The following is a 14,103-nucleotide window of genomic DNA, read 5'->3' on the forward strand; positions in this document are numbered from 1 at the left end:
ACGACCACCCCAGGAGGCACCCATGCACGGCATCGAACTCGCACCTCTCCTCGCTGCCTCCCTGGTGCTGGCCGCGGCGCCGGGGCCGGACACCCTGCTGACCCTGCGCACCAGCGCCCACGGCCTGAGGCAGGGCCTGCGCTACGCCGCGGGTGCGGCGGGCGGCATCGTGGTGTGGGCGCTCGCCTCGCTGGTGGTGCTGCAGGCCGTCGTGCAGAGCGCGCCGGAGGTCCTGCGGGTCGTGGGGATCGCTGGCGGGATGTTCCTGCTGTGGATGGGGTACCGCCTCGTGCGCAGCGGGCGGGCGGCCCACCGTGATGCGGTGCCGGTGGAGATCCCGCGGCGCCCCGGGCTCACCGGCCTGGTCAGCAGCCTCACCAACCCCAAGACCGGGGTGATCTTCCTGGCCGTGTTCCCGCAGGCCCTGCCGGATGCGCCCGGCCCGGCCGTGCTGGTGCTGGTGCCGGCGCTGGTCGCCGCCATCGTGGGCGGGTGGCTGGCCGCGCTGGGATGGGGCGTGCACGTCGTGGGCGCCAGGGCCCAGCGGGTGATGACGGGGCCCGCCTTCGAGGTGGGGGCCGGCCTGGTGATGGCCACGATGGGGGTGGTCGTCCTCCTCGATGCCGGCGCCCACTGAGCCACGGGCCGCCATGATGGGGGCATGACCACCTTCGACGTCAGCACCCTGCCCCCGCGCACCACGTGGGTGTTCACCGGCGACAGCATCACCCACGGTGTCCACCACACCCACGGCGCCAGGTCCTGGGTGGAGCACCTGCACGAGCGCATTCGGTGCGAGCTGGGCCGCCTGGAGGACATCGTGGTCAACTCCGGGGTGTCGGGCTGGACCACCGGCGACGTCCTGCCCGCCTTCGACCACCTCATCGGCCGGTTCTCCCCGGCGGTGGTCAGCATCTCGCTGGGGACGAACGACGCCCTGGCGGGGGAGCAGGGCCTGACCGGCTTCACCGGCCGCCTCGCCGGGCTGGTGCAGCGCGCCCAGGGGCTGGGGGCCACCACGGTGCTGCACACCCCCGTGCTGGTGCTGCCCGACGCGCCCGCGGCGCGGCACGACTGGCTGCCCACCTACGGCGAGGAGGTCCGCCGCATCGCCACTGCGAGCGGGGCGCTCCTGGTGGACCACGAGCAGGTGTGGCGCGCGCACTTCGGCGGTGAGGCCGCCACGCCGTGGATGGACGACCACACCCACCCCAACGCGGAGGGGCACCTGCAGATGGCGCAGACCACCCTGAGTGCGCTGGGCATGGGGTCGATGGGGGAGCGCGCCCCGGTGCCCGGCTCCTGACAGGCGCGTCACTACGCTGGTGGGCCGTCCCTCACCCCTGCTCTTCCCCGGAGGTCCACCGTGCCCGAACGCCGCCCAACGCCCCGCTCACGCGTGGCGGGGGCCCGGGCGATCGGGCGCGACCTGGCACGGGTGAACCCCCACCGGTACGACCACCTGGTGGCCATCCGGGCGGGGCTGAGCGTCCTCATCGCGCTCGGTGCCGTGGTGCTGACGGGCCACACCGAGTGGGCGGCGTACGCGGCCTTCGGGGTGATGACCTCCCTGTACGGGCGGCACCACCACTGGGCGCAGCGGGCCGGCCTGCAGGCCTCTGCGGCGCTCGCGCTGTGCACTGCGGTGTGCTTGGGCGTGTTGGTGAGCGGTCAGGAGCTCACGCCGTGGTGGGTGGTGCTCGGGGGAGGGCTGGTGGCCGCCGGCGGCACGGTCGTCTCCACGGCGTTCGGGTGGCACCCGCCGGGGCCGCTGTTCCTGGTCTTCGGGTTCTCGGTGTGTGCGCTCGCGGCACCCGGGCCGCAGGACCTGCCCGTCGCGGCGGCCGTGAGTGTGGGTGCGGCCCTGGTGGCGCTGGTCATCGGGCACGTGGGCTGGTTGCGGGAGCCGGCCACGTGGCGGGTGCCGGACCTGCCGCTGCCCCGGCTGCGGCAGGTGCTGGGGCGCGCCGACGTGCGCGTGGATGTCGCGACCTTCCTGCTGGCCACCTGGGTGGCCGGCGGGTTGGGCATGCTGGTCGCCGGTGACCACGCCTACTGGGCGATGGTGGCCGCATCGGCCGGGTTGGTCGCCGCGAGCCGGAGGGGGCGGGTGGTGCGCGCGCTGCACCGGATCATCGGCACGCTGGCGGGGGTGCTCGTGGCCGGGGTGGTGCTGGCCGGTCACCCGCAGGGGATGGTGCTGGTGCTGGTCATCGCCGCCCTCCAGGTGGGGGCCGAGCTGCTGGTGGGCCGCAACTACTCGCTGGCCCTGCTGGCCATCACCCCCATGGCCCTCGCGATGGGGCAGCTCATCTCCCCGGCGCCGCTGACCCCGCTGCTGGCCGACCGGGCGTTGGAGACCGTGGTCGGTGCCGGCGTGGCACTGGCGGTGGTGTGGATCGGGTCGGCGCTGCGGCCCACGGCGGTGCGGCCTGCCCCTGGTTGACCCGCGCCCGTTTGGTGATGCAGGACACATCCGGCTGCGGGGAATGATCAGGCCGCGTCGTGAGTTGAGTCTGGCAGACGCAACTTTGGTGAGTCCCGTTTTGACCACCCGGTCCTACGAGTTCCAGAGTTGCTCCGCATCAACTCAACCGCGACTACTCGCAGGAGGTTCCGCATGGGACGCGCAATCGGTATCGACCTGGGTACCACCAACTCCGCGATGGCCATCCTCGATGGTGGGGAGCCGGAGATCATCGCCAACGCCGAGGGCGGCCGCACCACGCCGTCCGTCGTGTCGTTCTCCAAGAACGGGGAGGTCCTCGTCGGTGAGGTGGCCAAGCGCCAGGCCGTCACCAACGTCGACCGCACCATCCGCTCCGTGAAGCGCCACATGGGCACGGACTGGAACACCGAGATCGACGACAAGAAGTACACCGCGCAGGAGATCTCCGCGCGCACCCTGCAGAAGCTGAAGCGCGATGCCGAGGCCTACCTGGGTGAGGACGTCACCGACGCGGTCATCACCGTGCCGGCCTACTTCGACGACGCCGAGCGCCAGGCCACCAAGGAGGCCGGTGAGATCGCGGGCCTCAACGTGCTCCGCATCATCAACGAGCCCACCGCCGCCGCGCTGGCCTACGGCCTGGACAAGGGCAAGGAGGACGAGCTCATCCTCGTCTTCGACCTGGGTGGCGGCACCTTCGACGTGTCCCTGCTCGAGGTGGGCAAGGACCCCGAGGACGGCTTCTCCACCATCCAGGTGCGCGCCACCTCCGGTGACAACAAGCTGGGTGGCGACGACTGGGACGACGCCGTGGTGCAGCACCTGCTCACCAGCGTCAAGAACAACACCGGCGTGGACCTGTCGAACGACAAGATCGCGATGCAGCGTCTGCGCGACGCCGCCGAGCAGGCCAAGAAGGAGCTCTCCAGCTCCACCTCCACGTCGATCAACCTGCAGTACCTGTCGATGGGGGAGAACGGCCCGATCCACCTGGACGAGTCGCTGTCCCGCACGCAGTTCGAGCAGATGACCGACTCCCTGCTCGAGCGCACCAAGGCCCCCTTCGAGGCCGTCATGAAGGACGCCGGCGTGACGATCGACGAGATCGCGCACGTGGTGCTCGTGGGTGGTTCCACCCGCATGCCGGCCGTGACCGAGCTGGTCAAGAAGCTCACCGGCAAGGAGCCCAACAAGAGCGTCAACCCCGATGAGGTCGTGGCCGCAGGTGCCGCCATCCAGGCCGGTGTGCTGAAGGGCGACCGCAAGGACGTCCTGCTGATCGACGTCACCCCGCTGTCCCTCGGCATCGAGACCAAGGGCGGCCTGATGACGAAGCTCATCGAGCGCAACACGGCCATCCCGACCAAGCGCTCCGAGGTGTTCACCACCGCGGACGACAACCAGCCGGCCGTGGGCATCCAGGTGTTCCAGGGCGAGCGCGAGCTGGCCCGGGACAACAAGCCGCTGGGCAACTTCGAGCTCACCGGTATCGCCCCCGCCCCCCGGGGCGTGCCGCAGATCGAGGTCACCTTCGACATCGACGCCAACGGCATCGTGCACGTGTCCGCCAAGGACCGCGGCACCGGCCAGGAGCAGTCGATGACGATCTCCGGCGGATCGGCCCTGGACAAGGACGAGATCGACCGCATGGTGAAGGACGCCGAGACGCACGCGGCCGAGGACGCCAAGCGCCGTGAGGCCGCCGAGGCCCGCAACCAGGCCGAGCAGGTCGTGTACTCGACGGAGAAGTTCATCGCCGACAACGGCGACAAGCTGCCCGAGGCCGAGAAGGCCGAGGTCGACGCCGCCCTGGCCGACCTGAAGTCGGTCGTGGCCCAGGAGGACGCCGACCCGGCGGACCTCAAGGCCAAGACCACCGCGGTCTCCGAGGCCAGCCAGAAGATGGGTGCCGCGATGTACGCGGCCGAGTCCGAGGCCGGTGACGCGGGCGCCCAGGGCGCCCCCGGCGCCGAGGGTACTGGCGACGAGCAGGCCGCCGACGAGGATGTGGTGGACGCCGAGGTCGTCGAGGACGACGACCAGGGCACGACCGACCAGTCCAAGTGATGCCGTCCGGGCGCAGCTGAGCGCTGCGCCCGGCGCGGTGGACGTTGATGCAGGATCGGGGGCGGGGCCGACCGCCCCGCCCCCGACGCCCAGACCCGGAGGTGCCCCATGACCGAGCAGAACCACCCTCACGACGAGCCGCAGGACGATCTCGACGCCGAGGCCCAGCGCCTGGTGGAGCAGTCCCGCAACCAGCAGGACGAGCAGGCCGCGATGCCCGACATGACCGCCGAGGGCGTTCCCGCCTTCGCCGAGGAGGGCGAGGCCGCCGGTGACTCCGCATCGCAGACCGATGAGGGCGACGTCGCCAGCGAAACCCACCCGGACACGCTGCTGGCCGCCGAGCGCCTGGAGGACCTGCGCCGCGCGCAGGCCGACCACGTGAACTACCGCAACCGCATGGAGCGGGAGCGCGCCAAGGACAAGGACGCCACCATCGGCACCGTCGTGGAGGCGCTCCTCCCGGTGCTGGACGACGTGCACATGGCCCGCGAGCACGGTGAGCTGACCGACGGCCCGTTTGCCGCCATCGCCACCAAGCTCGAGACCACTCTGGAGCGCTTCGGAGTGCGCCGGGTCGGCGCGGTGGGCGAGGTCTTCGACCCGACCCTTCACGAGGCCCTGATGCACACCCAGGCCGAGCTGCCCGAGGGCACCACCGAGACCACGATCGTCCAGGTGCTCCAGCCCGGTTTCGTGGTGGGCGACCGCGTGGTCCGCGCCGCCCGCGTGGCCGTGGCCGACCCGGCCTGAGCCCGGCCGCCCACCCCGTGATGGGGACCGGGCGGCGGGTCAGGCACCCACTTCATCGATCTCGCGAGGAGGCGTGATGGCGAGCCAGGACTGGTTCGAGAAGGATTTCTACAAGACCCTGGGCGTCTCGCCCGATGCTGACGACGCCGAGATCAAGAAGGCCTACCGCAAGCTGGCACGGAAGAACCACCCCGACCAGCACCCCGGTGATGAGGCCGCCGAGCAGCGCTTCAAGGAGATCGGCGAGGCCTACCAGGTGCTCTCCGATGCGGAGGACCGCGAGCAGTACGACGCCATTCGCCAGATGGCCGCCGGCGGGGCGCGCTTCAGCGCCGGCGGCGGCCCAGGCGGCGGTGGGGCAGACGGCTTCGAGGACGTGTTCTCGTCGATGTTCGGCGGCGGTGGCGGCGGCCAGCGGGTGCGCTTCAGCACCGGCGGCCCCGGCATGGGCGGCGCAGGCGGCCAGGGGGTCGACCCCGAGGACCTCGAGGACATCCTGCGCATGTTCGGCGGGGGCGGTGCCGGAGCCGGCTTCGGCGGGCCCGGCATGGGCGGCGCGGGCTTCGGCCCCGGCGGCCCGGGTGGCCCCGGTGCCGGTCCCCGCAGCGCCCCCACCAAGGGTGAGGACGTGGCCAGCCAGGTGACGGTCGACCTGCGCCAGGCGATGGCCGGCGACAAGGCCACCGTGCGCCAGGCCGACGGCAGCAGCACCACCATCCGCATACCCGCCGGCGTGAAGGACGGGCAGAAGATCCGCCTCAAGGGCAAGGGGCACCCCAGCCGGACCGGTGGCCCGGCCGGTGACCTGATGATCACCGTGCACGTCCGCCCCCACCCGGTGTTCCGCCGCGAGGGCGACAACCTGGTGCTGGACCTGCCGGTCACCTTCGCCGAGGCCGCCCTGGGCGCCACGGTGGCGGTGCCGACCCTGGACGGCCAGAGCGTGAAGGTGAAGGTCGCCCCCGGCACCCCGGCCGGGCGACGCCTCCGCCTCCGCGGCCGCGGCGTGCCCACCAAGAACGGCCACGGTGACCTCATCGCCGAGGTGCAGGTGGCGGTGCCCGCCGAGCTGTCCGATGCCGAGCGCGAGGCCGTCGAGGCGCTGCGCGAGGCCACCACCCACGACCCGCGGGAAGACCTCGCCACCCGCGCCGCATCATGACGTCGCGGGCCGGCGGGACTCACGGGGCGCGGGAGGGTGACCGCGGCCCCGACACCCGCCCGGTCTACGTCATCTCGGTGGCGGCCGAGCTGACGGGCATGCACGCCCAGACCCTGCGGCAGTACGACCGGATGGGGCTCGTCTCGCCCTCGCGTGCGCGCGGCGGGGGCCGGCGCTACTCCGAGGCCGACGTGGCCCGCCTCCGCGAGGTGCAGCGCCTCTCCAGCGCCGAAGGGGTCTCGCTGGAGGGCATCCGCCGCATCCTGGAGCTCACCCGCGCCAACGAGGAGATGGAGGCGCGCATGGCCGAGCTCGATGCGGAGGTGCAGCGCCTGCGCGCCGTCCTCGAGGCCGGGCAGCGCGTCTTCGCCGCCGGTCGCCGCGGCGGTGCGGAGGCGGTGCGTCAGGGACGGCGCCCCACGCGCCCCGCATCGGCGGGCGAGCTGGTGCTCTGGCGCCCACCCCGCAACCGGTGAGCGTCCCACCCGCCCGGCGGCCATGCAACGAGGGAGGTCCCCCACCCGAACAGGTGGGGGACCTCCCTCGTGTGTTCCCGGGATGGCCCCGGGGGCGATGGGGTGAGCCGACCGCGTGGGCGGGCTCACCCCATCGACATCACAGGCCCAGCAGGCCGCGCAGCGCGTCCTCGACCTTCTGCGAGACGGCTGCCTCGCTGCCGTAGATGACGTTCTGCGTGGTCGGGTTGGCCGCCACGTAGTCCGACACCACCGGGGGCAGGCGGTCCGGGCGGGTCAGCAGCAGCGGGCCGCCCTCCTTGGCCGCGTGGGCGCCACCGGTCAGGCTGTCCGGCCAGTTCATACCGGTCGCGTAGGCGGTGAAGTCGCTCTTGGAGGGGAACTGCTTGGCGATCTCCACGGCCGTGCCGTAGCGGTCCGAGCCGGCCAGGCGCTCGGTGGCGCCCAGGGTCTCGTACACCTCCGGCGAGACGGCGGTCTCACCACCGAGGACGACGATGTTCTTCGGCTTGAGCGTGCTCACCGCGTGGGCGGTCACCGGCATCACGCGGTCCGGACGGGTCAGCAGGACGGGGGCGTCCTCCGATCCGGCCAGGGCGCTGCCGGCCAGCGCGTCGGCGTAGTTCTTGTCGTCACCGGAGGCGATGTAGAGGGTCTCCACCTCACCGCGGAACGACTTGGCCACGTTGGCGCTGGTCTCGTAGCGGTTGGCGCCGGAGATGCGCTCCACGAGCATCCCCTTGGCCTCGAGCTCGTCGGACACCTTCTCGGAGACCGCGGTCTCGCCGCCGATGATGACGACCTTCTTGGCGCCCAGGTTCTCCAGGGCCTCGGTGGTCTGCGACGGGATGCGGTCCGGGCGGGTGAGCAGCACCGGGATCTCGTTGCCGTCCTCATCGGGGAAGGACTGCAGGCCCTCGATGCCGGCGCCCGCAGCAGCGGTACCGGACATGGCGTCCGAGAAGCCCATGCCGGAGGCCAGGTAGACCGTGTCCGCGGTGCCGAACTCCTTGCTGATCTCCGCGGCCGTGGCGTAACGGTCCTTGCCCTCGATGCGGGTCAGGCCCGGCTCGCCCTTCTGACCCGGCTCCAGGAGGACGTAGGTCTCCGCGAGCGGGGTGTACGGGTTGTTGGGGGCGTGGGTGCTGGCCTTGCCGAACCACGGCACGTCGGTGTTGTCCACCGAGATGGTGCCCGGCACGTTGACCTCCACACCGGCACCCAGCGACACGGGGTTGTTGAAGGTCAGGTTGCCCGCGTCACCCTTCTCCGGCAGCACGAAGGTACGCAGCGTGAAGCCGGTGGAGTCCGCACCGTTCAGGTCGTAGGCCTGCACGTGGACCGTGTAGTCGTCCTGCAGCCAGAGGGTCGGGATGAGGATGCGCTCGGCAGCGCTGGCCGTGGCAGCCTGGCCGACCTTCAGGTTCAGACCCTTGTAGGTGATGAACAGGTCCAGGTCGACCGACGGGTCGTCCGGGATGATCTCGGTCCACACGCTCGAGTAGCGCGAGCCCTCGAAGTCGAAGCGGAAGTTGTTCGGCTCGTCGATCACCAGGTTGTTGCGGTCGGCCGGCATGCGGACCTCGCCGCGGACGTCCTCGCCCTGCACCAGGCCGCGGACGTGGATGTTCACGTCGCGGTCCTCGCCGGAGATCATCGGGATGTCGATGGTGGCGTCGGTGGCCAGGCCCTGCACCAGCTCGGGGGCCTTGAGGTCACCGGCACGCACCGCGATGGGGGAGCGCACGTCGTTCTGGCCCGCAGCGGTCCAGGTCAGCGTGCCCTTGGTCCACTGGTCGGTGGCCAGGGTCTTGTCGACGAACGTGATCTCCACGTCCGCGGACTCGCCCGGTGCCAGGGTCACGGTGGACTGGCTGAGCGTCGCCTCCACACCCTCCAGGCCGTCGATGGTGCCGGTCCAGGTGGTGGTGGTGTCCGTGGTGTTGGTGATGGTGCGCGTGATGGTCTGCTGACCCAGCAGCTGGCCGAGCGCGATCGAGGCCTGGTTCAGGTCCGAGGCGTCGATGGGGTTGTCCGAGACGGGCTTGCCGCCGCGGGTCACACCCTGGCCGGCCAGGAAGTCCCACCAGTCCTGCTCACCGGCGTCGTAGACCAGACCCGGGGAGAGCATGCGGCGCGGCTCCACGAACCCGGCGCCGGTGGCGAACGGGTCGTTGCTGGCGGCGCTCATGTGGTCGCGCGTGGTGGTCATGAGGGCGGACTTGACCGCCATCGGGGACCACTCGGGGTTCGCCTGCTTGACCAGGGCGGCCAGGCCGGCGATGTGCGGGGAGCTCATGGACGTGCCGGAGCTGTAGCCCCAGGTGTCCGCACCGCGCTCGGGGGTGGCGTAGGCCGCAAGCACGCCCACACCGGGGGCGGACACGTCGGGCTTGAGGATGTCGCCCTCACCACCCAGCGAGGGGCCGCGCGAGGAGAAGCCCGCGATCTCGGGGACCTCGGTGGTGGAGCCCTCGTTGGTCTCCAGGATCTCGCCGGTCGCCTCGGCGCCCGCGCCCTGCACGTACGCGCGGATGGCGTCGCGGTGGGTGTGGGAGAGGTGCACGGTCGGGATCACGTGGGCGTCGGTGTCCAGCGAGCTCTCGGAGGTGTTCACCAGCACCATGCCCACGCCGCCGGCGTCGGCCACGACCTGGGACTTCTCGGTGCGGGCGGTGACACCGCGGTCGCAGACCACGATCTTGCCGGCCACCAGGGCCGGGTCCAGGGCGCCGATCTTGCAGAGGTTGGCGTCCTCGTCCGTCACACCGGCTGCCTTGGCGTCGGTCGCCAGGACCATCGGGGCCTCGGGCAGACCGCCGGTCACGGAGGAGCCGATGTAGCGCTCGCCGTCACCGGTCACCAGGGTGTTCTCGGCGATGCGGTGGGTGGACGCGGCCACGGTGGTCAGCCACGGGGAGGGGTGGTTGGTGGTGCTGGCCGTCGGGCCGGAGTTGCCGGAGGAGGCGGCCACGAAGATGCCGTTGGCCGCGGCGTTCATGAAGGCGATCTCGACCGGGTCGATGTAGTTGCTCGAGGTGCCGGAGATCGAGTAGTTCAGGACGTCCACGCCGTCGGCGACGGCGTCGTCGATGGCCTTCACGGAGTCGAGGCTGCTGCAGCCGCCGTCGCCACCCTTCTCGTCCCAGCAGACCTTGTAGGCGGCCACGTGGGCGTTGGGGGCCATGCCGGCGATGACGCCGTGCACCTCGCCGTTCACGGTGGCGGTGACGCCCTCGTTGCCGGCGGCGGTGCTGGCGGTGTGGGAGCCGTGGCCACCCACGTCCAGCGGGGAGAGCGACTCGTGGTCGGCGATGCGGCTCTTGCCGAAGCCGTCCACGTAGAAGCGTGCGCCGATGAGCTTGTTGTTGCAGGCGTCGGAGGGGAAGTCCTGCGGGGCGTCGGTGGCGCAGACACCGGCCCAGTCAGCCGGGGCGGCGGGCATGTCGCCCTCGGCGAAGCTCGGGTTGTGGTGCGAGATGCCGGAGTCGATGACGCCGACGACCATGCCCTCACCCTTGAGGCTGCCGCCGGTGTTCCAGACGCCGCCGTCACCGGTGAGGCCAAGGAACTCCGGGGAGGTGTCGGTGTGCAGCTCGAGCATCTCCTCGGGGGCCACGCTGATGACGTCGCCGCTGCGGGCCAGCTGGGCGGCCTGGTCGGCGGTCAGGTGCACGCCCACGCCGGACAGGGCAGTGGTGTACCGCACGACCGGGTCCTTGGCGCCGACGGTGGCCAGCACCGCGTCCTGGCGCTTCATCAGGTGGTTCTCGTACCGCTTCACTGCAGCGCTCTGCACATCGAGCTTCTCGCCCTTGGCGGGGGTGGTGGCGGCCAGTCCGTTGACGTGGCCGTCGTAGGCGACCGTGGGCTGGTCGCGGAAGGTGACGATGTACTGACCGTCGGTGAACTTCTGGTCGGCGGCGGCCTCGCGGGCCTCACCGTGGGTGACGGCGAAGGCCTCGGCCTTCGACACGTCGTGGGTGGCCGGCGCAGCCGTGGTGGCGGGGGCGATGACCCCGGCCATGGCGATGGCGATCGCCGATGCGGTGGCATGGCGCGGCAGAGAGCGGTGTGTGACCACTGGTACTCCTCGTTGGGGGGATGGTGCTGCCAACTTTCCAGCCCCGCGCGCGCGATGCACCCGAGATCAGCGATCTGGAGCCAAAGGTTATCCAAACGTGACCTTGGTCACCCTGGAGGGGGTTGCCGCTCACGGCACGGTGGTCGCCCGCAGCCCCACCCGCTGGTTCTCGGAGAGTGAGGAGACCCGGGGGTCCTTCTCGAGGTCGCGCTTCTGGCCTTCGGTGAGTGCCGCCGCGAACCCGCCCAGCGTGCCGTAGGTGTTGATCACTTCGATGCCCTCGGCCTCCAGCTCTGCCACGACCCTCCTCGTGTGCTCCTGGACGGCAGCCTTGCCCTCCGGGGTGGCGCGCCCTCCTGCCTCCTCGAGCGACGGCGGGTCCGTGAGCATCACGCTGTACCGGGTTCTCTCCCGCTGAACGGGAGGCCGGGCGTGCTCCTGCGTGCGTGAGGACGCCCGCAGCAGGAGGGCGACACCCCCCAGGGGCAGCAGCCACCACCACTTGGCCATGGATCCATCCCTCCGTGCCACGGGCTTCGATGCGGCCGGGATGGGCGGCATCCTGAGGGCCTTGCCCCGAGCCCTGGTTCCTCGACGCTAGTCCGTCCTGCCCGGAGCGGCAAGGGGTGGCGCGCGCTCGCGGATCTGACCGCACACAGGACGAGGGCCCCTCTCCCGGGTGGGAGAGAGGCCCTCGTCATGAGCTGTGAGGTGGAGGCTTCACGGCCTCCGCCTCACGGTGTCTCAGGCGATGCCCAGGAGGCCCTTGAGGGTGTCCTCGACGCCCTGCGAGACCGCAGCGGTGCCACCGATGATGACGTTCTTCTCGGTCGTGTTGGCGGAGACGTACTCGTTCACCACGGACGGGAGACGGTTGTCGCGGGTCAGCAGCAGCGGGCTGTCGACGCGGGCGGCAGCGGCACCACCGACGAGGGCGTCGGGGAAGTCCATGCCGGTGGCGAAGAAGGACCACTCGTTGCCCTCGAACTCCTTGGCGATCTCCACCGAGGTGGCGTAGCGGTCAGCACCGGCCAGGCGCTCGGTGGCACCCAGCTCGTTGTAGACCGCGTCGGTCACGGCCGCGGTGCCACCGAGGACGACGATGTTCGTCGGCGCCAGGGTGTTGATCGCGTCCTTGGTCACGGCGTCGACCTCACCGGGCTTGGTGAGCAGCACCGGGACGTTCTCGGCACCGGCCAGAGCCGAACCGGACAGGGCGTCGGCGTAGGCCGACTCCTCACCGGAGGCGACGTAGAGGGTGTCGACCTGGCCGAACTGCTTGGCGACGTTGGCCGAGGTCTCGTAGCGGTCGGCGCCGTCGATGCGCTCGACGGTCAGGCCCGCAGCGGCCAGCTCGGCCTCGACGTCGGCGGAGATGGCCGACGTGCCACCGATGAGGACGACCTTCTTCGCGCCGAGCTCCTGCAGGGCGGTGGAGGTCTCGGTGGGGAGGCTGTCGCGACGGGTCAGCAGGATCGGGCTGTCGTCGCCACCATCGGGCATGGAGCGGACCTGGGAAGCGGCGGCGGCACCACCGGTGACGGCGTCCGCGAAGCCCTGGCCGGAGGCGATGTAGACCGTGTCGGCCTCGCCGAACTTGGAGGCGACGTCAGCGGCGGTGCCGTAACGGTCGTCACCCCACCAGCGCTGCAGCTCGTTCGCCGGCGGCTCCTCCTCGCCACCCACCAGGTTCTGGATGTTCAGCAGCAGGTTGGGCGAGCCCTTGAGGCCCGAGAGCTTGTCGACCGCAGCAGCGTCCAGGATGGCCTGCTTCACCTCGGCCGGCTGGGCCTCCGGGTTGGCCTCGAGGTACAGGGCGGCGGCGCCGGCCACGTGCGGGGAGGCCATCGAGGTGCCGCCCATGGAGGCGTAGGCGTCGTCGGCCTGCGGGAACGCGGAGATGATGTCGTTGCCCGGGGCGACGATGTCGATGCAGGTGCCGTAGTTCGAACCCCACTCGGGCAGGTCCACCAGCGAGTCGTCCGCGGTGGAGGCAGCGACGTTGATGCCCGACGGGCCGTTGCCCGGGCCGTACTCGCAGGCGTCGGCACGGTCGTTGCCGGCGGCCATGGCGGTCAGGACGCCGGCGTCCTGGAGGCGCGTGATGGCGGCGTCGAGCTCCGGGTACTCACCCGGCGCGGTCGGGCCCATGCTCATGTTGAGGACGGAGGGACCCTCGGCGTTCGTGGCAACCCAGTCGATGCCCCTGAGCGAGTCGTCCATCCAGCTCTCACCCTCACAGGTGAAGGCGCGGACCGGGACGACGGCGGCGCCCTTGGCGACACCGACCATGGAGCCGGCGGCGGTGCCCGCGACGTGGGTGCCGTGGCCGTGGCAGTCCTTCAGACCGTCCTGGGTCTCACCGGTGGAGTCGAAGCCCGGCTGGATGCGGCCGGAGAACTCCTGGTGGGTGGGGTGGATACCGGTGTCGATGACGTACGCGGTGACGCCGGCGCCGGTGGTCGGGTAGGTGAACGCGTCGTCCAGCGGCAGGTCCTGCTGGTCGATGCGGTCCAGACCCCACGACGGCGGCTGCTCCTGCGTGTCGCGCACCTCCATGCGGGCGTTCTTGGTCACCGAGGCCACGGTCGGGTCGGCCTTGAGCTGCTTGACCTGGGCCGGGGTGAGCTCGGCGGCGAAACCGCTGAGGGTGGTGTAGGTGGAGGTGACCTTCAGGCCCTGGGCCTCGTAGGCCTCGACGGCCTGGGTGGTGAAGGCCTGGGCGCGAGCCTTGCCCGTGGTGGTGTCCAGGCCCCCGGCCGCGCGGACCGAGGAGGGCTGCTCCAGCATCACGATGTACTCGGCGCTGGCGGACTGGGTGGCGGCAGCGCTGTCGGTGGCGGCGACGGTCGCCGGGACCATGCCCAACGACAGACCCACGACACTGGCGGCGGTGAGCGCCCGGGTGGCGGTGTTCTTCACGGTCTTCCCCTTCGTGTGTAAACGGGCGTTCCCGGAGGCCCATGTGTGACCCAGGTTCCGGGGCGGAGGCTCGTCCCCCGTGCCCGCCTTTGGAACTTAGCGGGGCTGGGGGCATGTGGCAAATCACACTGTGAGCTAATTCCGTGGTCAGTGAGATAGCCCCCGATCCAGCGCGCAAGAGTTGAGTGGA

10 protein-coding genes are annotated in these 14,103 nt (G+C 71.2%); 7 read left to right on the forward strand and 3 right to left on the reverse strand.

Features of this window, described 5'->3' with window-relative positions; all coding sequences use genetic code 11:
* The first annotated feature begins 22 nt into the window (after positions 1 to 22).
* The 7 genes from ACEY2A_RS11580 to ACEY2A_RS11610 all read left to right on the forward strand — a co-directional run bounded on the left by ACEY2A_RS11580 (position 23) and on the right by ACEY2A_RS11610 (position 6,907).
* Entirely contained in the window at positions 23 to 637 is a 615-nt protein-coding gene (locus tag ACEY2A_RS11580) for a LysE family translocator (RefSeq protein ID WP_374928734.1), read from the forward strand.
* Between the two features lie 24 nt (positions 638 to 661).
* Entirely contained in the window at positions 662 to 1,306 is a 645-nt protein-coding gene (locus ACEY2A_RS11585) for an SGNH/GDSL hydrolase family protein (RefSeq protein WP_374928735.1), read from the forward strand.
* A gap of 132 nt (positions 1,307 to 1,438) precedes the next feature.
* Complete coding sequence (locus ACEY2A_RS11590; protein ID WP_374928736.1) at positions 1,439 to 2,446, forward strand: FUSC family protein; 1,008 nt, start codon at positions 1,439 to 1,441, stop codon at positions 2,444 to 2,446.
* Positions 2,447 to 2,620: 174 nt separating this feature from the next.
* Positions 2,621 to 4,516: a molecular chaperone DnaK gene (dnaK, locus tag ACEY2A_RS11595; protein WP_374928737.1), complete on the forward strand. Its 1,896-nt coding sequence runs from the start codon at positions 2,621 to 2,623 to the stop codon at positions 4,514 to 4,516.
* Positions 4,517 to 4,624: 108 nt separating this feature from the next.
* A complete protein-coding gene (locus ACEY2A_RS11600; RefSeq protein ID WP_374928738.1) occupies positions 4,625 to 5,269 on the forward strand; it encodes a nucleotide exchange factor GrpE in 645 nt (214 codons plus the stop codon).
* Between the two features lie 76 nt (positions 5,270 to 5,345).
* Positions 5,346 to 6,431, forward strand: a complete 1,086-nt coding sequence (locus ACEY2A_RS11605; protein ID WP_374928739.1) for a DnaJ C-terminal domain-containing protein — start codon at positions 5,346 to 5,348, stop codon at positions 6,429 to 6,431.
* Positions 6,428 to 6,907 carry a heat shock protein transcriptional repressor HspR gene (locus ACEY2A_RS11610; RefSeq protein ID WP_374928740.1) on the forward strand — a complete coding sequence of 160 codons (480 nt, stop codon included), beginning with the start codon at positions 6,428 to 6,430 and terminating at the stop codon, positions 6,905 to 6,907. Before ACEY2A_RS11605 ends, ACEY2A_RS11610 begins: the two co-directional genes overlap by 4 nt.
* Before the next feature lie 139 nt (positions 6,908 to 7,046).
* Here ACEY2A_RS11610 and ACEY2A_RS11615 read toward each other — a convergent pair whose 3' ends face one another.
* The 3 genes from ACEY2A_RS11615 to ACEY2A_RS11625 all read right to left on the reverse strand — a co-directional run bounded on the left by ACEY2A_RS11615 (position 7,047) and on the right by ACEY2A_RS11625 (position 13,913).
* Complete coding sequence (locus tag ACEY2A_RS11615; RefSeq protein WP_374928741.1) at positions 7,047 to 10,991, reverse strand: cell wall-binding repeat-containing protein; 3,945 nt, start codon at positions 10,989 to 10,991, stop codon at positions 7,047 to 7,049.
* A 129-nt stretch (positions 10,992 to 11,120) separates the two neighbouring features.
* On the reverse strand, positions 11,121 to 11,501 hold the full coding sequence (locus ACEY2A_RS11620) for a protease inhibitor I9 family protein (RefSeq protein ID WP_374928742.1): 381 nt from the start codon (positions 11,499 to 11,501) through the stop codon (positions 11,121 to 11,123).
* Positions 11,502 to 11,735: 234 nt separating this feature from the next.
* Positions 11,736 to 13,913 carry a cell wall-binding repeat-containing protein gene (locus ACEY2A_RS11625; RefSeq protein ID WP_374928743.1) on the reverse strand — a complete coding sequence of 726 codons (2,178 nt, stop codon included), beginning with the start codon at positions 13,911 to 13,913 and terminating at the stop codon, positions 11,736 to 11,738.
* Positions 13,914 to 14,103 lie beyond the last annotated feature (190 nt).

This window comes from Kytococcus sedentarius (assembly GCF_041937525.1).
In the GTDB taxonomy this organism is placed as follows: Bacteria; Actinomycetota; Actinomycetes; order Actinomycetales; family Dermatophilaceae; genus Kytococcus; species Kytococcus sedentarius_A.